At 57.8% G+C, this 23,094-nt stretch carries 25 protein-coding genes; 22 read left to right on the forward strand and 3 right to left on the reverse strand.

The genetic code is table 11. The features are described 5' to 3' along the window. Positions 1-67 precede the first annotated feature (67 nt). The 3 genes from FYC48_RS19355 to FYC48_RS19365 form a co-directional block, all read right to left on the reverse strand. Complete coding sequence (locus tag FYC48_RS19355; protein WP_149498437.1) at positions 68-1,207, reverse strand: hypothetical protein; 1,140 nt, start codon at positions 1,205-1,207, stop codon at positions 68-70. Between the two features lie 215 nt (positions 1,208-1,422). After that, on the reverse strand, positions 1,423-2,934 hold the full coding sequence (locus tag FYC48_RS19360; protein WP_149498438.1) for a BNR-4 repeat-containing protein: 1,512 nt from the start codon (positions 2,932-2,934) through the stop codon (positions 1,423-1,425). A gap of 201 nt (positions 2,935-3,135) precedes the next feature. Then, the gene (locus FYC48_RS19365; protein ID WP_149498439.1) at positions 3,136-3,951 is read right to left on the reverse strand and encodes an SDR family NAD(P)-dependent oxidoreductase; all 816 of its coding nucleotides are present in this window, start codon (positions 3,949-3,951) and stop codon (positions 3,136-3,138) included. 751 nt (positions 3,952-4,702) lie between these two features. Here FYC48_RS19365 and FYC48_RS19370 point away from each other — a divergent pair. The 22 genes from FYC48_RS19370 (at position 4,703) to rpsK (ending at position 23,073) form a co-directional block, all read left to right on the forward strand. Then, entirely contained in the window at positions 4,703-5,542 is an 840-nt protein-coding gene (locus FYC48_RS19370; protein WP_261345077.1) for a DeoR/GlpR family DNA-binding transcription regulator, read from the forward strand. Positions 5,543-5,632: 90 nt separating this feature from the next. After that, the gene (gene pduL, locus FYC48_RS19375) at positions 5,633-6,361 is read left to right on the forward strand and encodes a phosphate propanoyltransferase (RefSeq protein ID WP_149498441.1); all 729 of its coding nucleotides are present in this window, start codon (positions 5,633-5,635) and stop codon (positions 6,359-6,361) included. Positions 6,362-6,610: 249 nt separating this feature from the next. After that, complete coding sequence (locus tag FYC48_RS19380) at positions 6,611-6,910, forward strand: BMC domain-containing protein (protein WP_149498442.1); 300 nt, start codon at positions 6,611-6,613, stop codon at positions 6,908-6,910. Between the two features lie 81 nt (positions 6,911-6,991). Further along, the gene (locus FYC48_RS19385; protein ID WP_149498443.1) at positions 6,992-7,261 is read left to right on the forward strand and encodes a BMC domain-containing protein; all 270 of its coding nucleotides are present in this window, start codon (positions 6,992-6,994) and stop codon (positions 7,259-7,261) included. 137 nt (positions 7,262-7,398) lie between these two features. Beyond that, positions 7,399-8,631: an acetate/propionate family kinase gene (locus FYC48_RS19390; protein WP_149498499.1), complete on the forward strand. Its 1,233-nt coding sequence runs from the start codon at positions 7,399-7,401 to the stop codon at positions 8,629-8,631. A gap of 79 nt (positions 8,632-8,710) precedes the next feature. Then, the gene (locus tag FYC48_RS19395) at positions 8,711-9,019 is read left to right on the forward strand and encodes a EutN/CcmL family microcompartment protein (RefSeq protein ID WP_149498444.1); all 309 of its coding nucleotides are present in this window, start codon (positions 8,711-8,713) and stop codon (positions 9,017-9,019) included. A gap of 55 nt (positions 9,020-9,074) precedes the next feature. Next, a complete protein-coding gene (locus FYC48_RS19400; RefSeq protein ID WP_149498445.1) occupies positions 9,075-10,511 on the forward strand; it encodes an aldehyde dehydrogenase family protein in 1,437 nt (478 codons plus the stop codon). A 54-nt stretch (positions 10,512-10,565) separates the two neighbouring features. After that, positions 10,566-10,820 (forward strand): EutN/CcmL family microcompartment protein, encoded by a 255-nt coding sequence (locus tag FYC48_RS19405; protein ID WP_149498446.1) that lies wholly within the window; start codon positions 10,566-10,568, stop codon positions 10,818-10,820. An 8-nt stretch (positions 10,821-10,828) separates the two neighbouring features. Continuing rightward, positions 10,829-11,458 carry a hypothetical protein gene (locus FYC48_RS19410; protein ID WP_149498447.1) on the forward strand — a complete coding sequence of 210 codons (630 nt, stop codon included), beginning with the start codon at positions 10,829-10,831 and terminating at the stop codon, positions 11,456-11,458. Next, positions 11,455-11,736, forward strand: coding sequence for a EutN/CcmL family microcompartment protein (locus FYC48_RS19415; RefSeq protein WP_149498448.1), 282 nt, complete (start codon positions 11,455-11,457; stop codon positions 11,734-11,736). Before FYC48_RS19410 ends, FYC48_RS19415 begins: the two co-directional genes overlap by 4 nt. A 46-nt stretch (positions 11,737-11,782) precedes the next feature. Continuing rightward, positions 11,783-12,646 carry a class II aldolase/adducin family protein gene (locus FYC48_RS19420; protein WP_149498449.1) on the forward strand — a complete coding sequence of 288 codons (864 nt, stop codon included), beginning with the start codon at positions 11,783-11,785 and terminating at the stop codon, positions 12,644-12,646. Between the two features lie 211 nt (positions 12,647-12,857). Continuing rightward, the gene (locus FYC48_RS19425) at positions 12,858-13,793 is read left to right on the forward strand and encodes a lactate/malate dehydrogenase family protein (RefSeq protein ID WP_149498450.1); all 936 of its coding nucleotides are present in this window, start codon (positions 12,858-12,860) and stop codon (positions 13,791-13,793) included. 284 nt (positions 13,794-14,077) lie between these two features. Continuing rightward, positions 14,078-15,076, forward strand: a complete 999-nt coding sequence (locus FYC48_RS19430; protein ID WP_149498451.1) for an adenosine kinase — start codon at positions 14,078-14,080, stop codon at positions 15,074-15,076. Positions 15,077-15,352: 276 nt separating this feature from the next. After that, positions 15,353-16,864 carry a proline--tRNA ligase gene (gene proS, locus FYC48_RS19435; protein ID WP_149498452.1) on the forward strand — a complete coding sequence of 504 codons (1,512 nt, stop codon included), beginning with the start codon at positions 15,353-15,355 and terminating at the stop codon, positions 16,862-16,864. A gap of 141 nt (positions 16,865-17,005) precedes the next feature. Beyond that, a complete protein-coding gene (locus FYC48_RS19440) occupies positions 17,006-17,551 on the forward strand; it encodes a shikimate kinase (protein WP_149498453.1) in 546 nt (181 codons plus the stop codon). Positions 17,552-17,952: 401 nt separating this feature from the next. Then, positions 17,953-18,699 (forward strand): sugar phosphate isomerase/epimerase family protein, encoded by a 747-nt coding sequence (locus FYC48_RS19445; protein ID WP_149498454.1) that lies wholly within the window; start codon positions 17,953-17,955, stop codon positions 18,697-18,699. Positions 18,700-18,737: 38 nt separating this feature from the next. Then, positions 18,738-19,529: an NUDIX hydrolase gene (locus FYC48_RS19450; RefSeq protein WP_160149631.1), complete on the forward strand. Its 792-nt coding sequence runs from the start codon at positions 18,738-18,740 to the stop codon at positions 19,527-19,529. 287 nt (positions 19,530-19,816) lie between these two features. Then, complete coding sequence (trxA, locus tag FYC48_RS19455; RefSeq protein ID WP_149498456.1) at positions 19,817-20,146, forward strand: thioredoxin; 330 nt, start codon at positions 19,817-19,819, stop codon at positions 20,144-20,146. A gap of 286 nt (positions 20,147-20,432) precedes the next feature. After that, positions 20,433-21,227, forward strand: coding sequence for a thymidylate synthase (locus tag FYC48_RS19460; RefSeq protein WP_149498457.1), 795 nt, complete (start codon positions 20,433-20,435; stop codon positions 21,225-21,227). Between the two features lie 211 nt (positions 21,228-21,438). Then, positions 21,439-21,966, forward strand: a complete 528-nt coding sequence (locus tag FYC48_RS19465; RefSeq protein WP_149498458.1) for a dihydrofolate reductase — start codon at positions 21,439-21,441, stop codon at positions 21,964-21,966. A gap of 299 nt (positions 21,967-22,265) precedes the next feature. After that, positions 22,266-22,637 carry a 30S ribosomal protein S13 gene (rpsM, locus tag FYC48_RS19470; protein WP_149498500.1) on the forward strand — a complete coding sequence of 124 codons (372 nt, stop codon included), beginning with the start codon at positions 22,266-22,268 and terminating at the stop codon, positions 22,635-22,637. 52 nt (positions 22,638-22,689) lie between these two features. Beyond that, positions 22,690-23,073, forward strand: a complete 384-nt coding sequence (gene rpsK, locus FYC48_RS19475) for a 30S ribosomal protein S11 (protein ID WP_149498459.1) — start codon at positions 22,690-22,692, stop codon at positions 23,071-23,073. Positions 23,074-23,094: the final 21 nt, after the last annotated feature.

A 23,094-nucleotide genomic window follows, 5' to 3' on the forward strand; every position in this document is an offset into this window, starting at 1 on the left:
TCGCGAAATGCACCCCATCGACGAATGGCACAGAAATCTAAATGGTTCCACCCACCAAGAAAGTTGTTCATCGCTTTTGTTGCTGCAGCAGGATTTGCTCGAGCGACGACGGTGGTTTGGTTCTGGGCGTTTGGTTTTGATCGATGATCGGAGAGACCGCTCCGGCGTTGTCTGCCGAGAGGGCGGCCGCGACGACATCGAGCGTTCCCGACGTGACGGCATCGCCAGGTGGCAATTCAAATCGACCGAGGCCTCGCCCTTGAAAGTTCGTTTCCTCGATCACGTTCGGACTCTTCCCCGTCCGGTCGATTGCCACGGATTGCAATCGCCACTCGTGAACGACTAATTCGTATCGCGGCGGAGGAGGGATCGGGATCGTGACGGTTCGTGTCGTGAGCGCACCGTCGGGTGTGTAGGTTTCAATTTGCTGCACACGATCCGCTCCCGCGTCCCGTTCGATCGTCACGGGTTGACTCTGCAGCCCCGCAATACGGACTTGCCGTGATTTTTGCGGTTCGATGCGATCACGAATCGTCACACGAATCGGTCGTTGTGACGTGTTCTGCAACTGAACGGTCGCCGGCGGCAGGGCGGGCCGCGGAACGATTTTGGAATCCACGATGGTCGATGTCGGACGCGGCCAAAAGGCCCCAGGATATCCCGGCGCACTTAACCCTGCGCTTCCGTATCCAATCGACGAAGAAAACACGTTGAGCGTCAGGCCCTGGTTGATGTAGCCATAGCTCGGGTAACCCCAGCCATACGGATGCCAACGGTAACCATAACCGCCGTACGGCCAACCACCATAGATCGGATCGTAGCGAGGACGGTGGGGGCGCGGCCTTCCCGGGCGAGGCCCGCGTGGGGCCGGACGCAAGATCCGTCGCGAAAAAACAAATTGTGGGAACGCATCGTCAAGGTCGGCAACTTGCAGTCTGCCGTGCCCTGAACGTGGGAAGCGGACAATGCGGTTGAGCGACGGCAACCAGTAGCCGGCATAGTTTCCATTCATCGAATCGAAAGAACGGTCGCGTTGAAAGAAATAGCGTCGTCCGTTGACTTCGGTCGCAATCAGGCTGTCCCGCCGAATCGAAACATCGGCGGTCACAAAGCCAGAAGGCTCGACCAACTGAAACCCTTGAGCCGAGATCGAATCGGCTGTCACGAGCGCCACCGCAGCGGTTGTCCAAGCAATCAATCGTCGCATCAAATGCCTCCAGTAAGGGTCGCACCAATTCGGGCAAGAACACTCAATGCTTCGTCTGGTTTCAAATGAACGATCCGCCGAATCGCCTTCGCCAAGCTGTCTTCGCAGTACGTTTCCCGCGGGACCCCGCTTTAAGCAGAGGTCGCGATGCGGGGCCCGCCAGTTAGTACGTTTGGCTTGCGGTTATCGGAAAGCTTCTCATTTGAAACGCGGCACTAAGGTTTCCCCATCCATTGAGGTTTGGCGAAATCTCCTTTCATTTCATAAGGTAACCGCCAAACGTTCTCGCCGGTCGAATCACAGAAATAGAGGTGGCTTTCACCGAGTTTCGTTGGGTCACCATCGGCCCAAAACGCCACGAATGGCTCCATTGGCGAAATTGGTTGCCGAACGTAGTTGTGGTTGCGGGGGCTGTCGCTGGTCACCTGACGAATCAGTTTCCATGACTCGCCTTTGTCGCGACTTTCATACATCACGACTTCGCCGCCACCGTGGTACGGTTGCGGGCCGGCAAGGGCGGGGACGCGTGCGGTCCAGACTTCCTGGTCGATGGCCAAACTGCCCATGTCGTAGTTATGGTCGGTTTTGCAGATCTCGCTCGTGATCCACTTCTGACCGTCATGTCGCACGACGCAAAACTGACGTGGATCGTTCGGCGGTCCGGGCTCGTGACCCGCGCTCGTCACATACAGCAAGACCGGGTTTCCGTCGGCATCAAAGTCCATGTCTTTGAGATACACGTTTTGTTTTTGTGACGCGTAATCGGCGACACGTGCCGGGTTTTCGACTTCGGTTAGCGGTGTCTTCAAAACGGTCCCGTCAACGGTGGTCCAGGTTTTTCCGCCGTCGCTTGTTTCGACGTAATAAAGGTCCGTCCGGCGATCGACATTGCCGGCGGGGTGCCGATTGAAAAACGTTCCGATCCGATTGCCTCGGCGGGCGCTCGTTTGATAATGCCCACCGCGTGAATCGCCTGGCTCACGAATTCCGGCGAGCTTTTGATCGGCGGTCCATTCGGCTCCGTCCGGGCTGGTTTCCCAATACAGTTCGCGGACGCCCGTGTACTTTGTAAACAAGTGCACGAAGCCTTGGCCGGAAATGTAGTGCGGTTGCGGATATGTTAGCTCCTCTTCAGAAACCAACTCAAACCCGTCGATGCTGTACGGCGTCTTGCTGCGGTATTTGAAACCAGGGCGGGCACGCGCGCGTCCACTGACGAACACCCACAGATAGCCTTCGTCATCGATCGCGATGCTGGGGTTGTCGTGCGGATCATCGACGCCGTTCTTGTCATGAACCACCACCGGCTTAGGTACTTGGCCGGTTTTGTGGTCGTAGTACGAAATCATGCAAAGCAGGTAACGTTTGTCGGCCGCCGGTGTGCCGCCATAGACAAAGAACGTTTTCTCGGCCGCTTCGCTGTAGATCGCGAGCGGGACATGTTTTGCGGTGTAGGTCCCAAGGCCGCCGGAGTACTTGTCGCCGTAGGGAAACGTTGGCTTGCGTTGCCGGGCGCTATACGGCTTTCCGTCGGTGCCTTTGCCGTAGTATTGGCCGAGAGTGAACCAGATGCCCTTGTATCCATCGATCCGTCGCGTCGGTTCTTCGGCCGAGGCGACGGAAGAAACGCATGATGAAATTAAAAGAGCGGAGAACGCGAGGGCACAGCGTGATCGCTGGCACACCTGCAAGAAGCGGGGTTGCAGTACCGAGGGGCGGTGGGTCATGAGGGAGCAGTCGTGATCAATGGGGGGAAGGAGCATCGGCGTTCTGTCACCAGACGCCATGTCGCGAACGAAGGCCGATCGTTTTATCGTTCAACCAGCCTTCGATTCCCCATTGTAGACCGCACCGCAGTCGTCGTGCTGAGGTGGATTTATGATTGCCGCAACCGCGGCTGTCAGCTGCCAAATAAGTCGCGCGGCAGCTTACTCCGATTCGAATGGCTTCGCGGTCGACGCGGTTTCTTCGATTCGAAACATGTCACGCCAAGGCAACTGAATGCCGCCGTCGATCGTCAGCGTGCTACCGGTGATGTATTCGCTTTCCGGGCGGCAAAGGAACACAACGCCACGTCCAATTTCGGTGGGCTGGCCGAGTCGTTTCCAAGGCAGCTTCTCTCCCTCGCGCTGGAGCGTTTCTTCGGAGAAGAACTTTCGTTCACCCGGTGTGTCGATCCAACCCGGGTGGATGATGTTGCAGCGAACCCGATGCTGGGCCAATTCGATCGCGGCCGTCCGGGCCATCTGGTCGTTCGCCGCTTTGGCCATGTTGTACGCCATCGCGCCCGGCATCGCTAAGTGCGCGTGTGGGCTGCTGATGACGACGATGTTGCCTCCGTTGCCGGCACGCACCAAGTGGCTGGCACCCGAACGAACCACGTAGAACGCGCCCCACATGCTGACATCGATTGTCTTGCGGAATTCGGCCATGTCCGATTCCAGCATTAGGTGTCGATCGCTGTACGCCGCGTTACTGACGACAATGTCGACACCGCCGAGGCGTTCAACCGATTGATCGATCATCGCTTCGGCGGCTGCTTGATCGGCGAGATCCGCCTGGACCTTGAACGCCTCCACTCCCATCGACTTGCACTCCGCGACGACTTCATCGGCCTCGTCGGGATTCGAACGGTAGTTGACGGCGACGGATGCCCCGGCGCGGGCCAGTTCTAAAGCGATCCCGCGTCCAATCCCTCGCGACGCGCCGCTCACGATCGCGCGCTTTCCGGCTAGCTCACCCATGGTGTCTCTCTGCTCTTTTCTTCTTCCAAGTAAACGTCGGTTAAACCAGCCCGACCTGCCAAGTGTTTCGTCCAGACCAAACCATCGGGTTCGGTTCGTCAGCCGCCGGGTGTTTCGGGGGAACCGTGGCTAACGCCATACGGCTAATCCCGTGCAGCCGTGGCTAACGCCATTCGGCTCGTTTCAAGATCGAACTGGAGGCGAATGTACTAGCAGCGTATCCGCCGACAAGCGACTGGGAAACCGCCTAGCCGATTCGGTGACAAAGAAGGCCAATCGATTGAATAACAGAATCAGCGCGGTCGCCGACCTGGGGTGAAACAGCGCGAACGCGTTGGTCCTGCGCTGTGTTCGAGCCCAGCGTGTCGGGTGAGCATGCATCAGGTATCCGGTATCAGAAAACGACCCTACAGATTCGTGCGTTTCGCAGTGGGCCCGCGGGCGGCGAGGCCGATTATCCGGAGGGGGAGCGGTAATCGCGGAAGAACCGCGGCTAACGCCGTTCGGCTGATAGGGGAGGCAGTCCCGGAAGAACCGCGGCTAACGCCGTTCGGCTGATCGCGGCGTTTCGGCGGGCCGCCGGAGTGACGGTGAGGGTTCCCCCGCTAGTGTGAAGAAATGACTCAAAATGCGCACAGAAAGCGAGAATCCTTTCAGTAATTGCCAATTCTTTCCATCGCCTGCTTGAAATCTTTCATTCGTGAGAGGAAACTATCACGTGGCCGTCGACTACGTAAGCTAGGAAAGATTTGTGGTTCGAACCTTGAGCGGATCGTCTCGAATTCCGTCAGAAACGCGCAGCTCCAGCGAAGGGCGGCGTGAACGGCTGCGAATGTTGATTCGGCAATCCGGATTCTCATCCTTGGGCGAACTTGCCGAATCGCTGTCGGTTAGCGAGTCCACGGTACGCCGCGACCTTGAGCTTCTGGAACAAACCGGAGAAGCGCAACGCACGCACGGTGGCGTTTATTGGACCGGCGAGACATCGACGATTCGAGCGTTCGAAGGCCGGACCGACTCGACCTGGGCGATCAAAGCCTCGATCGCGGCGGCAGCGGCGGAGCTGGTCGAAGAACACGACACGATTTTGCTCGACGGCGGTAGCACCACGTACGAATTGGCGCGGCGGTTGGTCGGACGGCAACTGCAAGTCGTCACCAACAGCTTGCCGGTCGCGCACTTACTCTCGACGAGCGACTCGATTGACCTGGTCACCATTGGTGGCTGCGTCCGTGGTCGCATGGCGGTCGCGATCGGTCCGATGGCCGAGGCGATGCTTCGTGAAATCAACGTTCGCTTGGCGTTCATGTCGGTCGCCGGAATCAACGAGCGTGGGTTCTTCAATAACAACATGATGTTGGTCGAAAGCGAGAAGGCGATGCTGTCGACCGCCGATCGTGCTTACGTCGTTGCCGACAGCACCAAGTTTGGCAAAGTCAGCTTGTCCCATCTGTGCGGATTAGGAGACGTCGATGGGATCATCAGTGACACCGGCTTGTCGACTCAGTGGAAAAAGCAGATCGAACAGGCTGGCGTGGAACTAGTGTTAGCAGACCGCGACGAGAAGCCAAACGGCAATCACCTTGAATAACAACTGACGATCGAAGACGTGTCCCCGACGTCGGCAAGATCAAGTCAACCAAATCATCCTGACTCCCCCACTTACACTCTCCTCCTTTTGATGAACGCGATTGAATTCGATCGAGCTCAAATCGAAGCTCTGGTCCGTCAAGCCATCCGGTCCGGCGGGCTTGGATCCGGCAATGCCGCCCTCGGAGCAGCGACCGGTAATCCTCCAGGTTGGGTCGACGGCAAGCCGAACCTGCGAGTGAGTATCTCGGCCCGTCACGTCCACCTGACGGACGAGCACGTCGAGACGTTGTTCGGTCGTGGCGCGACGCTTGAGCCGGAAAAGGACCTCTATCAAGACGGCTTTTATGCGGCCAAGCAAACCGTGATGGTCGTCGGCCCGCGGCGACGGATGCTGCCAAGCGTCCGGGTGCTTGGCCCGACCCGCTCGGCCAGCCAAGTGGAGTTGGCGTTCACCGATTCGATCTCGCTGGGCATCGACGCACCGGTTCGTCATAGCGGTCACATCGACGGAACCCCGGGTTGCGTTTTGGTGGGACCTGCCGGCAGCGTTCAACTGGAACAAGGCGTCATCCGCGCCGCCCGTCACGTGCACATGAACTTCGCCGATGCCGCCCATTACGGTGTCGAAAACGGCGACATGATGCGACTGAAGATCACCAGTCATGAATGCACGACGGTGTTCGAAGACGTCCTCGTGCGGGCCGACGAAGCGGCCAAGCTGGAAGTCCACATCGACACCGATGAAGGCAACGCATGCCATCTCGACGGTGCCTCGAAGGTCGAACTGACCAAGAGCGGCTGCGGCTGCGAAAAGTAACGGACGTCGGTGCAAGCTTCAGGCGGCAACGTTTCTCTTTAGGCAACTTTTAAGAAGCATTGTCCGGCCTGATTGCCTTGGCAGTCTCGCAGCCACGAGACGCTCCCAATCGGGACTGGTTCCCATCGTGGTCGCCGATGTCACCGCACCGTCTTCCTCCCCACAATCCACCGGCTCGGTTCAAGCGTTTGCTCACCGCAGCCATTGATCCCGTTTACCCACTCCTCCTTTTTATAGGCAGATTTACTCATGGCGAAATTGAATGAAGCACTCGGCATGATCGAAACCAAGGGATTCGTCGCCTTGGTCGAAGCCGCCGATGCGATGATGAAAGCGGCCAACGTCGAATACCTCGGCTGGGACAAGGTCGGCAGCGGCATGGTCAGCGTCTTTGTCAGCGGCGACGTCGCGGCAGTCAAAGCAGCCACCGACGCGGGCGCCGCGGCGGCCGGTCGAATCGGCGAAGTCGTCAGCGTGCAAGTGATCCCGCGTCCGCACGAAGACCTGGCCAAGGTTCTCAAGACCGGCGGTACGGCAGCGAAAAAATAGTGGTGACAAAGCGATCGTTGCCCGCGGGGCGACGACACCTTTCCCCGACCGAACAACAAATCAACAGCACCTACGAATAACATGAACGACGCAATCGGATTGATTGAAACCAAAGGCTTGTTGGCCCTGATCGAAGCGACCGACGCGATGGCCAAAGCCGCCAACGTGCAAATTGTCAAACGAGTCGACATCGGCGGTGGCTTGGTCACCACCGTTGTCAGCGGCGACGTCGGCAGCGTTCGCGCGGCAGTCGAAGCCGGAGCCAACGCGGCCGCCCAGGCCGGCGAACTGCTCAGCAGCCACGTGATCCCACGTCCGGCCGAAGGAATCGCCAAAGCTTTTTTGTCCTAGACAGTGACGTCCTTGACAGCGATCGCGAGGCCGCGATGACCGCTCCGGTACCGATACCGGGCCCGGTCGATGCGGCAGATGCGATGGCTGGATCGATGACGTTGAACGCAGATGACACGACGCGGAGGATGCCGCCCATGCTAGTTCTGGTTGCAAATTTAGGCTCGACGAGCTTCAAGTATCGGCTGTTTGAAATGGCCGAGGACGGAGCGCTCGACGATCTGTCCGACGCCACTTGTTTGGCGCGGGGCGCGGTCGAACGGATCGGTGATGCGGAAAGCAAATGCACCGTTCAGATCGGCGACTGGTCGGACGAGTTAACGATGGCCGTTCCCGACCACGGGGTCGCCGTCGAAACCTGCCTCACGCAACTCACGCACGAACAGCACGGCGCGATCGAAGATGCCTCCCAAGTCGCCGCGATCGGATTCAAAGCCGTTCACGGCGGTCGGATCTCGGGCGTGTTCGTTGTCGACGACGAAGTTTTGGAAGCCATGGCCGAAATGAATGCGGCCGCGCCGGCTCACAACCCGCCTTACATCGCGGCGATGAAAACGCTTCGAGCGCGGTTCCCCGACCTTCCCCTGGTCGCCGCCTTCGAAACCGATTTTCATCAGACGATCCCGGCGGCTCGAAAGGAATACGCGATCCCTCGGCAATGGTCCGACGAGTTCCACATTCGCAAGTGGGGCTTTCATGGTGCCAGCCACCGATACATCGCCTTCCGCAGTGCCGAGATCCTCGGCCGAAAGGACGCCCGCGTGATCTCGTGTCACCTCGGCGGAAGCAGTTCGATCACGGCGATCCGCGATCGACAAAGCGTGCAGACCACGATGGGGATGACCCCACAAACGGGATTGCCGCAAAACAATCGCGTCGGCGACTTTGATCCCTTCGCGTTGCCATTGATCATCGAACGCACCGGACTGTCACTCGATGAGACTCTGAAAACACTTGCCAGCCAAGGCGGTTTGTTGGGCTTGAGCGGTCGCAGCGGAGACATCCGCGACATCGAGCAAGCGGCAGACGAAGGCGACGCCCAGTCGCAACTTGCGCTCGACGTGTTTATTGAAGAACTGCGTCGACATCTCGGCGGCATGTTGGTGGCCCTCGGCGGCGCCGACGCCATCGTGTTCACCGGCGGCATCGGCGAGAACGACCAACGCATCCGCCAAGGCGTTTGCCAAGGCCTCGAAGAACTCGGTATCCGGATCGATTCCGACGCCAACGAAACACTTCGGCAGCAAGCCGGTGAGAGTGGCGAGGCATCCTTTCATGCCGACGATTCGAAAACACAACTTTGGGTGATCCCAACGAACGAAGAAGTCATCGTCGCGAGACAGACCATTCACGCGATCAAGTCGCGTTGAGTGACGTCGTCGATGTCTTCGCCATGTTTGGGTTTCGCCGCGTATACCTCCTTACCTTTTTGACGGACATAAATCGCGAATGTTTATCGCACGCGTTACCGGATCGGTCGTCAGCACGCAAAAGGTCCAGTCGATGACCGGGCACAAGCTGCTGGTCGTCGAGCCGTACCGTCTGGAAGAAAAAGGGCGTGAAGCCTTGGTGACCACCGGCCGGACTTTCATCGCCGTCGACACCCTCGGTTCCGGCGAAGGCGACTTTGTCTTGATCACCCAAGGCAGCAGTGCCCGGCTGACGCCGGAGACAAAAACGCTACCGATCGATGCGGTCATCATCGGCATCGTCGACCAAGTTCACATCGACAAATTGAGCGTTTACTCGCGTGACTAACCCGCTCGCGTCCTAGCGTTCAAACACATCCCGACAACTGACTCCCCCATCAACTATGAATTTCGACGAAAACCTCATCCGCAGTGTGGTCGCCCAGGTGCTTGCCGAAGTCGGCCCGATGCCCCCCGGCAATGGTGCGGGCCATGGCGCCGGCGACAATCTCGGCGGTCAGAACGGAGTCTTTTATGATGCCGATTCGGCGGTCGGTGCCGCCCGAGCCGCCTTCGAACAATTGCGTGAACGCCCGATGGCCGATCGCAAACGAATCATCGATATCATCCGCCGCATCTCGATCGAGCAATGCGAAGAGCTCGGTCTGATGGAGATGGAAGAAACCGGCATCGGCCGCCCCGAACATAAGATCGAAAAGCTCAAGACGCTCGGCGAGCAAACCCCCGGCGTCGAGTTTCTGGAAACCAAAGCCTACAGCGGTGACCATGGGCTGGCGATCATCGAACGCGCACCGTTCGGTGTCATCGGCGCGATCACTCCCGTCACACACAGCCTGCCGACGATCACCGGAAACGCCGTCAGCATGATCGCCGGCGGCAACACCGTCGTCGTTAATCCTCACCCCTCGGGCAAGAAAGTCGCCGCCGAAGGTGTCCGTCGATTCAACGAAGCGATCGCGGCGGAAGTCGGCATCGACAATCTGATTTGCGTGATCGCCGAGCCGACGTTGGAATCCGCCGAAGCTTTGTTCAAGCACCGCAGCGTCGCGTTGATCTGCGTCACCGGTGGTCCGGCAGTTGCCAAGGCGGCGCTCAACAGCGGCAAACGTGCGATCGTCGCCGGCCCAGGAAATCCGCCGGTCGTCGTCGACGAAACCGCCGACTTAGATTTGGCCGCCCGTTCGATCATCGCGGGTGCGTCATACGACAATAACTTGCTGTGTATCGCCGAGAAAGAAGTCTTTGTCGTCGAACGTGTCTTCGATGACATGATGGAAGCGATGCGTCGGGCCGGAGCGGTGCAGCTCAACGCCGGACAGATCGACGCCTTGACTGCGAAAGCGATCGTGCAAGTCGGCGACGATCATCACGACGCGGCTAGCAAAGACTTCATCGGACAAAACGCTTCGGTCTTGGCCGCCGCTGCAAACGTCACCGTCCCAGCCGACACCGAACTGCTGTTCGGCGAAACCGACGAATCGCATCCCTTCGTCAGCGTCGAACAAATGATGCCCTTCGTCCCCTTTGTTCGTGCCCGGGACATCGATCATGCGATCGAGATGGCCAAACACTACGAACACGGCTTCCGGCACACCGCGATCATCCACTCGCGCAACGTTCGCAACATGACCAAGATGGGCCGCGCACTCGACACGACGCTGTACGTCAAGAACGGTCCTTGCATGGCATCACTTGGCTTGGGCGGCGAAGGCTACCTGTCGTTCTCGATCGCCGGCCCGACCGGTGAAGGGGTGACCACGCCGACGACATTCACCCGCGAACGACGCTGCAGCATGATCGACGAACTGCGAGTCGTTTGATTCGGCACGCAACACGTCAACCCTAGCGAACGTCAACCCTAGCAAACCCAGCGAATGCAATCAGCCACCGTCCTCGGATCGACCCACGCGACTATCAAGCACGAAAGCTTGGTCGGATGCCGCATGGTGATCTTGCAACCGATGAAGATCGACGAGACGCCGGACGGGCCTCCCTTGATTGCGATTGATCCGCTGGGATCTCGTCGAGGCGACCGGGTGATGATTTCCAGCGACGGAAGCTATGCCCGCGAAGTCACCAACCACGACAAGACTCCCGCACGCTGGACCGTCGTGGGGCTGATCGACTGATCGAATTTATGACAGAAGCCAAAGACACGACCGAACCAACCCAGGCATTGCCCGATGCGGCACGGATCCGCGAGATCGCGCGCGAGGTGGTACGGCGTTTGGCATCGGCAAGCAATCTAGCCGATGCCGATGCCGCGATCGCCGAATCGGTAAAACCGACGACCACGCATCGGTTGATCACGATCGAAACACTTGAGGGTTTGGTCGGCGAGAAATCGATCGTCGTTGCTTCACAAGGTGTCGTCACCCCGGCGGCCAAAGAAGAAGCTTTGCGTCGTGGGATCGAGATCGTCCGGCAATCAAAAGGCCAATCGTCGAGTGCTGCCGTAAGCAAAACCGTCACCGAAGCGGCTAGTGCTAGCGAAAGATCATCCGCTGATCCCTTCGAGCAGCAACTGACGCGTCGGGGGATTCAGATTCCTGATGACTTGACCATCGTCTGGTCCGACACGCCAGCGGTTGAAGTCTTTGAGCAGATCCGATCGGGACGACGGGCGGTGATGATTTCTCAGTGGGGCGACATCGATCGCTTTGCCAAAGAGTTTTCGCCTGACGCTTGGGTGCTCGATCGCGAGAAACTGACTTTGTCCGCGGCGGTTAACGCCGCCGCTCGAATCGTGAAACGAGGTGCCCGATGAAACTCGCACGAACGATCGGCTCGGTGACTTTGTCGCAAAGTCATCCGGGAATGAAGCAAGCCAAGCTACGCTTGGTCGAAGTCGTCGATTCGATCGAACGACTTGAAACCGAACCACTTGGCGGCGAGACGATTGTCGCCTGGGACCTTTGCGGAACCGGGATCGGCGATTTAGTCGCCCTCGCCGAAGGCCCCGAAGCGGCCCAGCCGTTTCCCGACGTCAAGCCGCTTGACGCATCCATTGTCGCCTTGCTCGACCGTGTCGACCTAGGCAAATAGACCCACACAACCTCATTGACCACTCCTCCCATTCGATCACTTTGCCATGCAAAACGTTCATAAGATTAAACAGGACATGTGCGACATTGGACGTCGGATTTACAACCGTCAATTCGCCGCGGCAAATGACGGAAACATCACCGTCCGCGTTAGCGAAAACGAAGTCCTGTGTACGCCAACGCTTCACTGCAAAGGCTTCTTGACGCCCGACGACATCGCAACGATCGACATGACGGGCAAGCAGATCGCCGGCCGCAAGAAACGATCCAGCGAAGCGCTCTTGCACCTGGAAATCTACAAGCAGCGTGACGACATCAAGAGCGTCGTTCACTGCCACCCGCCACACGCGACCGCTTTCGCGATCGCCCGCGAGCCAATCCCACAGTGCATTCTGCCGGAAGTCGAAGTCTTCTTGGGCGATGTGCCGATCACTAAGTACGAAACGCCTGGCGGCCAGGCCTTTGCCGACACGATCATCCCGTTCGTCAGCAAGACCAACGTGATGATCCTGGCCAACCATGGCACGGTCAGTTACGGCGAAACCGTCGAGCAAGCGTATTGGTGGACCGAGATTCTCGATTCGTATTGCCGCATGCTGATGCTGGCCAAACAACTGGGCAACGTTTCGTTCCTTGACCAACAGAAGTCACAAGAGCTGTTGGACCTAAAAGATCAGTGGGGCTACAAAGACCCGCGGAACACCAAGGAATACGAAGACTGCGATATCTGTGCCAACGACATTTTCCGCACTAGCTGGAAAGATTCCGGAGTGGAGCGCCGCGCCTTCGACGCCCCGCCCGCGATGCCTGCCCAAAAGCCAGCCGCCGCGCCCGCGGCAGCCTCCGGCGTTAGCGAAGAACAACTCGTCAAGCTGATCACCGACGAAGTCATGCGTCAGATGAAAGCCTAACGCCCGGTCATTGGATCGAGGATGATGCGATGGCGATCGCCATTGTCGTCCTTCGGCATCCGGGGCCAACGCCCATCGGCTGATCGGCCCATCGGTTAAACAGACGCTTCCTAAGACGCGGCACACGAGGCCTCTCCGGAAAACGGTGAACCGAACTCGCTCGTGTCCCGAAAACAAAGCTCCATTCCCCAACAACTCACCCAACGGCAATATGAAAGTTTCGATCATCGGCGGCGGCGGACTGGTAGGTTCATGCGCGGCCTACGCTCTGCAGTGCGGCGGGTTGGCTCGCGAAATCGCCTTGCTAGACGTGAACCAAGAACTGGCCGTCGGTCAGGCGCTCGACCTGCAACACGGCACTCCGAGTGTTGCCGATCAAGTGATCGTCGGCGGCGGTTACGAACACATCCCGACCAGCGACGTGATCTGTATTACCGCGGGACTTCGCCGCAAACCCGACGAGTCGCGGCTTGACTTGATCAACCGAAACACGGACCTGTTTGTCCAGATTTTGCGCGACGTCAAAGCCGCCGGTCCAAAGTCTTCGGCGATCGTCTTGGTCGTCAGCAACCCGGTCGACATCCTGACCTACGTTGCCGCCAAAATGCTTGACCTGCCCTGCAATCAAGTCATCGGATTGGGAACTCAATTGGACACGATTCGTTTCTGCTCACTCATTTCCGAGCAACTCGGCGCGCCGCCGACGCAAACGAAGGCATTGATTCTTGGCGAGCACGGCGAATCGATGGTTCCGATTTGGAGCAGTGCGACGATCGCCGGGTTACCGCTAGACAAGTACCCGGGGTGGTCGCCGACCTTGGCCACGCAATTGTTCACGCGGACCCGTGGCAGTGGTGCCGAAGTCATCAAACGCAAAGGCGGCGCCGGCTTCGCGGTCGGAATCGCGATTCGCGATGTGATCGATTCAATCATTCTCGATCAACGCCGTGTGTTGCCCGTCAGTAGCGTCCAAAACGGTTGCTTCGGCGTTCGTGACGTTGCCCTGTCGGTGCCAACGGTCGTCGGCCGCAGCGGCGTGATGGATCGCATGGAAATCGACCTTTGGCCGAAGGAAGTCCAAGGAATGCGAGCCAGCGGAGCGGCCCTGCGAAAAACGTTGGACGTCGTTCTAAAACGTGTTGGCTAGAGCCGCGTCTGGGCTACATTCCGAGGTCGGTTCATCAGCCGACGAGTGTTAGCTCCGGTTGTTGAAAACAGAAACCGTCGCTAACGCCATTCGGCTGATCTAAATCTCTCAAGTTGACGATGCGCAGGGACCATCGGTAACGCGGATTTCGGTGCCGATGATCGCTGCCTAGTCGAATCTGGATTGCTGGACTAAGTTTACCGCTAATCAGTCGACGCTGAACTGCATTTGCCGAGCAGCGATCGCGATGCAACAAACTTGGTTTTCCGGAAGAGGCCCCCTCGATGGCTATGTATGACGTGTTCGGTGTCGGCAATGCTTTGGTCGACATTCAAGCCCGAGTCGAAGATGAGATTCTGACCCGCCTGTCACTTGACAAGGGCATCATGACCCTGGTCGATGACGAGCAGCAATCGAAAGTCCTCTCGCATCTCGATGGAAGCCCGCTGAACCGCTGTGCCGGTGGATCGGCGGCGAACACGATCGTCGCGGTCGCCGACCTCGGTGGCTCGGCCGGCTATTTCGGAAAAGTCGGAAGCGACGCACTGGGGGACTTCTTTCTCAAAGACATGCAGGAACTGGGGGTCTCGATCTCTGTCCCACCGACCGACAAAGCCACCGGCACCTGTGCGGTCCTAATCACCGAAGACGCCCAGCGGACGATGTTGACCAGTCTGTCCGCGTCGACCAGTCTCAGCCCGGACGACATCGATGAATTCAAGATCGCCAACAGCAAGTACGTGTACGTCGAAGGCTACTTGTTGACCGGTGACAGCACCAAGAAAGCGGCTTACCGAGCGTTCGAGCTGGCTAAGAAACACAACGTCAAAGTCGCGTTCACCGCTTCGGATCCGTTTCTGGTCAACATGATCCGCGACGAGATTTGGGATTTGATCACCGGGCCGGTCGACCTGTTTTTCTGCAACGAAGAAGAAGCGAAGAGCCTGACCGGCGAAAATGATCCGCTGCGTTGTGCCGTCAAGATCCACGAACACTGTGAAAACGTCGCGCTGACTCTCGGCGGCAAAGGATCGATCGTGATGCACGGCGGCGAAGAATTCCCGATCGAAGGGGTGCAAGTCGACGCAATCGACACCACCGGGGCGGGCGACATGTATGCCGGCGCGATGCTTTACGGCATCACCAACGGACTCGATTGGCGAACCTCCGGGCACCTTGCTTCACACGCAGCCGCACGAATTGTTTCCCAGTTGGGTGCCCGCTTGCAAAATCGCTTCACCGAAGAAGAGATCAAGAGCTTTAGCCGACTGACCGAATCCTGATTGTCGACATTGGCTTCTCGCGTTTTGGCTTCGTTGCTTTTGGGATCAGCCGACGGACGTTCGCCCCGGATACTGCACCGAAACCGTGGCGAACGCGAATCGGCTAATCATCATTTTGGCTAATCAGCATTTCAAACGTTGGCCGAACACGGGGGGGCTTCCGCTACGGTCTTACCTGACTTTGGATGTAGACTTCGTACCAGACTGACCGATTTTCTATTTGATCGTCACGCTTTATACCCGTTCCCGCACTCTTACCCCCACGGCTGTACGCCCATGGCGAAAGCACCCAAAAACGCGATCTCTCCGACGCGTGCCGAAGATTATCCCGAGTGGTATCAGCAAGTCATCAAGGCGTCGGACTTGGCGGAAAACTCGCCAGTTCGGGGCTGTATGGTGATCAAGCCGTGGGGCTACCAACTGTGGGAAAATATGCAGCGAGCGTTGGACGACATGTTCAAAGCCACCGGGCATCAAAATGCCTACTTCCCGCTGTTTATCCCGATGAGTTTCCTGGAGAAGGAAGCCGAACATGTCGAAGGGTTCGCCAAAGAGTGTGCCGTCGTTACCCATCATCGGCTTGAGCCCGATCCTGACGGTGGATTGCGACCGGCTGGCGAATTGGAAGAACCGCTGATCGTCCGGCCGACAAGCGAGACGATCATCGGGGCGACTTATGCCAAGTGGGTGCAGAGCTATCGCGACCTGCCGATTCTGATCAACCAATGGGCCAACGTGGTTCGCTGGGAAATGCGGACACGGATGTTCCTGCGCACCGCCGAGTTCTTATGGCAAGAAGGGCACACCGTCCACGCCACGCGCGAAGAAGCGGTTGAAGAGACCGAACGGATGATCCAAGTCTACGCCGACTTCGCCGAAAACTGGATGGCGATGCCGGTCACGATCGGGGCCAAAACGGCCGGAGAGCGTTTCCCAGGAGCCGTCGAAACGCTTTCGATCGAAGCGATGATGCAAGACCGGAAAGCCTTGCAAGCCGGAACGAGCCACTTCCTCGGGCAGAATTTTTCCAAAGCTCAAGAGATCGTGTTTCAAAGCGAATCCGGCTCGCGCGAATACGCGTGGACGACATCCTGGGGTGTTTCCACCCGTCTCGTCGGCGCGCTCCTGATGACGCATAGTGATGACGACGGATTGGTGCTGCCGCCCAAGCTGGCGCCTACCCAAGTCGTGATCCTGCCGATCTATAAAGGCGAACAGCGCGCCGCCGTGATGGAATACATCGGTCAATTGACCGAACAACTTCGCGGGCAAACGTACAACGGGGCGCCAATTCGCGTGGAGGTCGACGACCGTGATGTCCGTGGTGGCGAAAAGAAATGGCATCACGTCAAACGCGGCGTTCCGATCCGCTTAGAAGTCGGTCCCAAAGACATCGAGAAAGACTCGGTTTTCATGGGGCGCCGGGACCAACCGAAAAGCGTCGGCATGTCACGAGCAGAAGTTGTCGGCAAGATCGCCGATCTTCTTGGTGAGGTCCAGCAGAACCTGTTCGATCGTGCCGCACAACTGCGAAGCGACAACACGGTCACGATCACCAGCGAAGCCGACTTCCGGGATTACTTCACTCCGAAAAATCCCGATTCGCCGGAAATCCATGGCGGGTTTGCGATGTGTCACTTCAGCGATGAAGACAGCCTGCAGGATTTGCTGAAAGAACTTAAGGTTACGATCCGTTGTGTCCCGAGTGACAACAACGACACGCCGGGGACCTGTTTTGCGACCGGCAAGCCGGCCGAGAAACAAGCGATCTTTGCGAAGGCCTATTAACCAGACACGTCTCGTGTTTTGTCAGTAGCGAAGCCCGCGGCTAGCGCCGTCGGCTCACTTGCCTTCGCCGAAGGGGGCGTTTGGGCTGTGCCGCGACTGCCTTCGGATGGCATCCCTCCGGCATTGCAAACGACGATTCTCATGACCCACGCTGCTTTGAAATCTCACTTGTTCCTGATCGGTTACCGGGGCACCGGAAAAACGACCATCGCTCAATTGCTCGCCGAGCAACTGAGCTGTGATTGGATCGATCTTGACGCGGTCATCGAAGAGACGGCGGGGAAAACCATTCGCGGCCTTTTCTCCGCAGGTGGCGAGGCATTGTTTCGTGACTGGGAAACACGCAGCTTGCGGCAGAGCATCGAGGACGCGAACCAGCCGGAAGTCATTTCGCTCGGCGGCGGCGCGATCTTGAGCAAGGAAAACCGCGGCATGATCGCCGGTGCCGGCCGCTGTGTGTGGTTGACCGCGACGCCAAGCACGATCGCTAAACGCATCGGTGCCGACGAAACCAGTGGCGAGCGTCGCCCGGCGCTGACGGAGCTGTCGCCGACCGAAGAGATTCAATCGGTGCTCCGAAAACGGGAACCGATTTACCGTGATGTCGCAGACACCGAGATTTCGACCGAAAATCGCTCGCCCGAAGCAATCAGCCGCGAAATAGTTGCGTGGCTTCAGACGCTTTAGCGGCGTGTTTGTGTTCGCCCCACGGTTGAAATTTTCGCGCGGGAGAATTTGGTCGCCCGACGGCTGGTCCGGCCGTCACATCGCTACAGAAAGGGGCATTTTGGCGGTCATCCCTGCATTGGTAGCCGCATTGGAAAACCGGTCTTTTATTTCTCGCGGTAAACCCGGTACTCTGGTCGGGATAGCTCGGCGCCGTGTGACCGGAGGCTCGTGTGAACTGGGGCAAGATTGACTTGCCAGTCACCGTGCCGGCACCATGATGGCCAAGCTTGCGAATCGGACAGTTGGTGCACGACACCGACTTGCCGGCTTCGCAACACTAGATTGCCGTATGAATTGGTTGGCAGCGCGCGACGCTTGCGTTTTGACTGCCGAACGTTGAAAGAAAAAAGGATTGCCTCGTGTTTATCGCTGCCTCTACCGAATGTTTTCCTGACCTCGAGCTTCGTGCCGCCATCGAGCTGGCTTCGGATTTGGAGTTCACCGCAGTTGAAATCGCGATTCATGAAACCGGCGATGTCCAACCGTCGGAAATCCTGACTGACATGGATCGATCGATTCAGTTGTTGCGTTACACCCATCGCCTGGACATCGCCGGCTATAGCGTTCAACTGGCCTCGACGGGGCAGCAGCACTACGAGGACTTTGCCAAACTTTGCTGGCTGGCCAAAACCACCAAGGTCGTCACCTTGACCGTACCTTCCGCCGAAAAGGGGACGCCGTTTAACGAAGAGGTCGAGCACCTGCAAAAACTGGTCGAGTGTGGCGACGCCGAGGGCGTCCGCGTGAGCGTCAAGAGCCAACTCGGTTGCCTGAGCGAAGATCCAGACACCTTGATGGTGCTTTGTAACAACGTCGATGGCCTGGGCATTACCCTAGACCCCAGTGTTTACATCACCGGTTCGGCAAAGGGCAAGAACTTGGACAACATCCTGAAATTTGTCTGCAACGTTCACCTGCGTGACACTCGCCCGGATGCGTTTCAGGTCAGTGTCGGGCAAGGCGAAGTTGATTACGGCAAGCTGATCACTCAGCTCGAGCGCGAAAAGTATGACCGGGCCCTGACAGTCAACATGTTTCCGCTCGAAGGGCTCGATCATCGTGTCGAGTTGCGAAAACTTCGTCGCTTGTTGGAAACGTTGGTTTGATTTTCGCCGACCGCCGTTGGGCCAATTCGGTTCGATCGGTGCTTCGTCATTCGGGACGAAGCCCGAGCGTATTCGCGGTCGGCTCGCGTCACCTCGGCGATGATCGCGACGTGCCGGTGAAGAGAGAACCATCAGCCGATTCGGCTCAATGGCTTACATCGACACCCAGTCCGAGTCGGAGGCAACTCAGTCCTCGGCTGTCTTACGGTCGCCATCGCGGCCCGTCTCGAAAAGGCTGCCGTCATGCCGCGGTCGTCATCACCGTTTACCCTCACCGTGCCGACGGTGAGGCTTGTTTTGCGCTCACGCGGCGGCCGCTGACGCTTTCGCATCACGCCGGCCAAATTTGTTTGCCCGGCGGTCGTGTCGAAGACGGCGAGCATGCGATCGAGGCGGCCAAGCGAGAGTACCTCGAAGAACTCGGCGTGCCGCTGGCGGATTCGGAGTGGATCGGAGAGCTGCCACCGATCTATGTTTATGCGAGCGACAATCTGGTAGACACACACGTGATGCTGCAGCGGGTGCCGTTGCCGGCCTGGAACGCCGATCCCGTCGAGGTCGACGAGATCATCGAAGTTCCCCTTAAGTCGATATCCGCGTTGGGGGCCGCGTTAGCACGCCGCAAGGTGCCTTCGAGCGTCATTCCGGTGAAATCCGTTCGCCGCGGTAAGGTTCGTGATGGCAGCGGAGTATTCCAATACAGATTCAGTTACCCGGCGATCGAATTGGTCGATCATTCTGGACGCCCACATCAAGTATGGGGCGCGACTGCAATGCTGCTCGCGCAGTGGAGCGAAGTCGTGTACCGGGTCAACGAAAAGGCGGATTGATGAACGACACAGCAGTGTCCGCTAACGTTTACTACAACGTTTTGCCGACATTGCATCAGCGGCGAGAGGTCGACGGGGAACCGTGCCGATTGACGCCGTTGTTCGGCCACCAACCCCGCTTACCTTGGCCGATTTGCCGGGGCGTCCTACAATTGCGGTGATTGATGAAGCGTCGTATTCGCGTAACAGTTATCGAGAACCCAGGTTCATCGAAGACACGGAGCACGTGATCGACGTTCGAGAACGAGAATTTTGTAAGCACCTAATTTCCCATGAGGGTCAGTGACATGGCATCCGAAGCCGTCATCGAGTTTACCGAAGAGAATTTTGAGGCCGAAGTGATGCAAGCTGACGGCCCCGTATTGGTCGATTTCTGGGCTCCTTGGTGCGGACCTTGCCGCGCAATTGCCCCGATGATCGAGCAATTGGCGTCCGAAAACTCGGACAAAAAAGTTGGCAAGCTAAACATCGACGAAGCCTCCACGATCGCCCAAAAGTATGGCATCACTGGAATCCCGACCTTGCTGGTTTTCAAGAACGGCGAAGTCGAGCACAGCTTCCGTGGTGGCAATACCACCAAGGCCGCGTTGCAAGAAGCGCTAGACGCGACCGCGTAACGCACCGACGCAGGATCCCTGCCTTCGGCAAAACGCTGCCCGGTCAATTTGACCCCAAGTCAAAGCGGCCTCTGGGCAGTATCTTGAAAGGCAGTATTCAGGTCGGCCGCGTTTTTACCTCGAATCATCTTCGCCAATCGTGGCTCTGTCAGGTATCTCTGACCTAGCCACCGCAGGGAAAGAGGGTTCGACGGGCGTAGACTTTGGGCTGACCGTCCGCAAAGGCGACGCGCGGTGTATTCCCCGTTGCCTTTCGCTCTCTTTATCAAGCAGGTAGGCGTCGCCGATGCTCCAGTACCTTCGTTTACTCGAAGACATTATCGAATCCGGCTCTGACCGGGGGGACCGCACCGGGGTTGGTACACGCAGCCTTTTCGGTCGGCAATTGTCATTCAATCTGTCGCACGGGTTCCCGCTGCTGACAACTAAGAAGCTTCACGTTCGTTCGATCATTTACGAATTGCTGTGGTTTCTGCGAGGTGACACTAACATTGCCTGGTTGAACGAACACGGTGTCCGCATCTGGGACGAATGGGCTGACGAAAAAGGTGATTTGGGACCAGTTTATGGTCATCAGTGGCGATCTTGGCCGACCCCTGACGGGCAAACCATCGACCAGATCGCTTGGGTCGAAAACGAGATCCGTCGCAACCCGCTGAGCCGGCGGCTGATTGTTTCGGCGTGGAATGTCAGTGAGGTCAATCAGATGGCTTTGCCGCCCTGCCACACGTTGTTTCAGTTTTATGTCAGCGACGGCAAGCTTTCCTGCCAGCTTTACCAGCGTAGTGCAGACGTGTTTTTGGGGGTTCCCTTTAACATTGCCAGTTATGCGTTGTTGACGATGATGATGGCAAAGGTCACGGGGTTGCAGCCAGGCACCTTCGTGCACACCTTTGGCGATGTTCACCTTTACCAAAATCATTTCGAGCAAGCCCGCGAACAACTTAGTCGCGAGCCGAAGCCCTTGGCCAAGTTGCTGATCCACAATCAGCCCGATTCGATCGACGGCTTCAAGTTCGAAGATTTTGAGATCGTCGACTATCATCCCCACCCGCATATCAAAGCCCCCGTCGCCGTGTAGCGAATCGCGGGGCTGAAGCGACGGCACCATCATCCGTGGCGGAAGCCGCCGACGGCCTGTTGATTTAGCCATAGTCGCCTTTCACTCCGTGAAAGCTGCGTACGTCATCGCCACTTTTGCGGAGCAAAAGGCGACTATGCTCGACGCACTTCTGATTAAACAAACAAGCCGCCAAGGCTTTCGGCCCAGACTGATAAAGCTCCACGTATTCATGAATGCCCCGGTTGAAAACTCCCCGGTAGAGTCTCGTCTTACCGCCGTTGTCGCGATCAGTCAGACCGGGGTGATTGGACGCGACGGCGATATGCCCTGGCGTTTGAGCAGTGATTTGCGGCGTTTTAAATCGTTGACGATGGGCGGCGTGCTCATCATGGGGCGAAAGACCTTTGATTCGATCGGTCGTCCGCTGCCTGGTCGACGAACAATTGTCATCACGCGGCAGGCGGATTGGTCGTCCGCCGGTGTCGAAGTCGCGGCAACGCCGGAAGCGGCGATCGAGCTGGCCGGTCAAACGCCAGCCTTTGTGGTCGGCGGTGCGGAGATCTATCGCCAACTGATTGACCGATGTGAAGAAGTTTTCCTCACGCGAGTGCTCTGCAACGTCGAAGGCGATACACATCTGGAGCTTGATGTGGCGGATTTTTCTGTCCTTGAGCAATCGCGAATCCCTGCGGGGCCGAAAGACGACTACCCGACGGAGTTTTTTCGGCTGGTGCGTCACCGGAAATCGACGCCGTAAGGGGCTGTTGTAAATGCGACTTCGAGCGTATTTTACGGGCTTCTTCAAGTAAGTTTTGCGACGACCGCGACCGACCTTCACAAAGCGGAAATAAAAATCCCAAAAAAGGCTGGAAAGTGGCCATTGAGCAAAAAGGGGGCCATTCGCTATAGTCCGGGATTCGCGGACAGCACTTTTTCGTTTTTTGCGTGTGGCACCCCTTATTCGAAGGGGTTCGGCAGCCGAGGGAATTGCCCAGCGGCGCTGCCACAGTCCAGTTTGCACGAGATATTTGCAGGAGCATTGCTATGCCCCGTTTGTTGGGCGTCGACATTCCGAACGACAAACAGATCCAGTATTCGCTGACTTACTTGTACGGCGTCGGTTTACACACCGCACGCGAAGTCTGTGAAAAGCTTGGGATTGATCCGACTCGCGCTGCGACGGAGATCAACGAAGACGAACTGGGTCAGATCGCAGCGATGCTCGAACGTGACTACATGGTTGAAGGTCCCCTTCGCCGCCAGGTCACCACGAACATCAGCCGATTGCGCGAGATCAAATCCTACCGTGGCATGCGTCACCGGATGGGTTTGCCGGTGCGTGGTCAGCGAACCAAAACCAACTCGCGAACGCGGAAAGGTCCTAAGAAGACGGTTGCCGGAAAGAAAGGCGTCAAGGATCTTCGCTAGCGTTCACTTATTCCCGATTCAGTTACCGACTTATTGCGTTTAGGACTTTGCCGTGGCAAAGAGTAACAAGAAGAAACGTGTCCGTCGCAATGTGAGCAATGGCATCGCCCATATTCACGCGACGTTCAACAACACCACTGTCACCATCACCGACACCAAAGGCGACACTTTGTGCTGGGCAAGTGCGGGCACGAGCGGCTTCAAAGGAAGTCGTAAGAGCACGCCGTTTGCCGGTCAGTGTGCAGCCCAGCAGGCGGCCGAAAAAGCCACCAAGTTCGGCATGCGTGATGTCGAAGTGCGAGTCAAAGGCCCGGGATCGGGCCGCGAAAGTGCAATCACCGCGCTGCAATCGGCGGGACTCAAGGTCAAGTTGATCGAAGACGTGACCCCAATTCCCCACAACGGATGCCGACCACGCAAAAAGCGTCGCGTCTAATTCCTTTCTTTCGGTCGCGGC

It is taken from the genome of Roseiconus lacunae, assembly GCF_008312935.1.
Lineage (GTDB): Bacteria > Planctomycetota > Planctomycetia > Pirellulales > Pirellulaceae > Stieleria > Stieleria lacunae.

Excerpts from the sequence above, each read along its gene's own strand:
- FYC48_RS19355 (WP_149498437.1), bottom strand. The coding sequence starts at position 1,207 with ATGCGACGATTGATTGCTTGGACAACCGCTGCGGTGGCGCTCGTGACA.
- FYC48_RS19360 (WP_149498438.1), bottom strand. The coding sequence starts at position 2,934 with ATGACCCACCGCCCCTCGGTACTGCAACCCCGCTTCTTGCAGGTGTGC.
- FYC48_RS19365 (WP_149498439.1), bottom strand. The coding sequence starts at position 3,951 with ATGGGTGAGCTAGCCGGAAAGCGCGCGATCGTGAGCGGCGCGTCGCGA.
- pduL (WP_149498441.1), top strand. The coding sequence starts at position 5,633 with ATGAACGCGATTGAATTCGATCGAGCTCAAATCGAAGCTCTGGTCCGT.
- FYC48_RS19380 (WP_149498442.1), top strand. The coding sequence starts at position 6,611 with ATGGCGAAATTGAATGAAGCACTCGGCATGATCGAAACCAAGGGATTC.
- FYC48_RS19385 (WP_149498443.1), top strand. The coding sequence starts at position 6,992 with ATGAACGACGCAATCGGATTGATTGAAACCAAAGGCTTGTTGGCCCTG.
- FYC48_RS19390 (WP_149498499.1), top strand. The coding sequence starts at position 7,399 with ATGCTAGTTCTGGTTGCAAATTTAGGCTCGACGAGCTTCAAGTATCGG.
- FYC48_RS19395 (WP_149498444.1), top strand. The coding sequence starts at position 8,711 with ATGTTTATCGCACGCGTTACCGGATCGGTCGTCAGCACGCAAAAGGTC.
- FYC48_RS19400 (WP_149498445.1), top strand. The coding sequence starts at position 9,075 with ATGAATTTCGACGAAAACCTCATCCGCAGTGTGGTCGCCCAGGTGCTT.
- FYC48_RS19405 (WP_149498446.1), top strand. The coding sequence starts at position 10,566 with ATGCAATCAGCCACCGTCCTCGGATCGACCCACGCGACTATCAAGCAC.
- FYC48_RS19410 (WP_149498447.1), top strand. The coding sequence starts at position 10,829 with ATGACAGAAGCCAAAGACACGACCGAACCAACCCAGGCATTGCCCGAT.
- FYC48_RS19415 (WP_149498448.1), top strand. The coding sequence starts at position 11,455 with ATGAAACTCGCACGAACGATCGGCTCGGTGACTTTGTCGCAAAGTCAT.
- FYC48_RS19420 (WP_149498449.1), top strand. The coding sequence starts at position 11,783 with ATGCAAAACGTTCATAAGATTAAACAGGACATGTGCGACATTGGACGT.
- FYC48_RS19425 (WP_149498450.1), top strand. The coding sequence starts at position 12,858 with ATGAAAGTTTCGATCATCGGCGGCGGCGGACTGGTAGGTTCATGCGCG.
- FYC48_RS19430 (WP_149498451.1), top strand. The coding sequence starts at position 14,078 with ATGGCTATGTATGACGTGTTCGGTGTCGGCAATGCTTTGGTCGACATT.
- proS (WP_149498452.1), top strand. The coding sequence starts at position 15,353 with ATGGCGAAAGCACCCAAAAACGCGATCTCTCCGACGCGTGCCGAAGAT.
- FYC48_RS19440 (WP_149498453.1), top strand. The coding sequence starts at position 17,006 with ATGACCCACGCTGCTTTGAAATCTCACTTGTTCCTGATCGGTTACCGG.
- trxA (WP_149498456.1), top strand. The coding sequence starts at position 19,817 with ATGGCATCCGAAGCCGTCATCGAGTTTACCGAAGAGAATTTTGAGGCC.
- FYC48_RS19460 (WP_149498457.1), top strand. The coding sequence starts at position 20,433 with ATGCTCCAGTACCTTCGTTTACTCGAAGACATTATCGAATCCGGCTCT.
- FYC48_RS19465 (WP_149498458.1), top strand. The coding sequence starts at position 21,439 with ATGAATGCCCCGGTTGAAAACTCCCCGGTAGAGTCTCGTCTTACCGCC.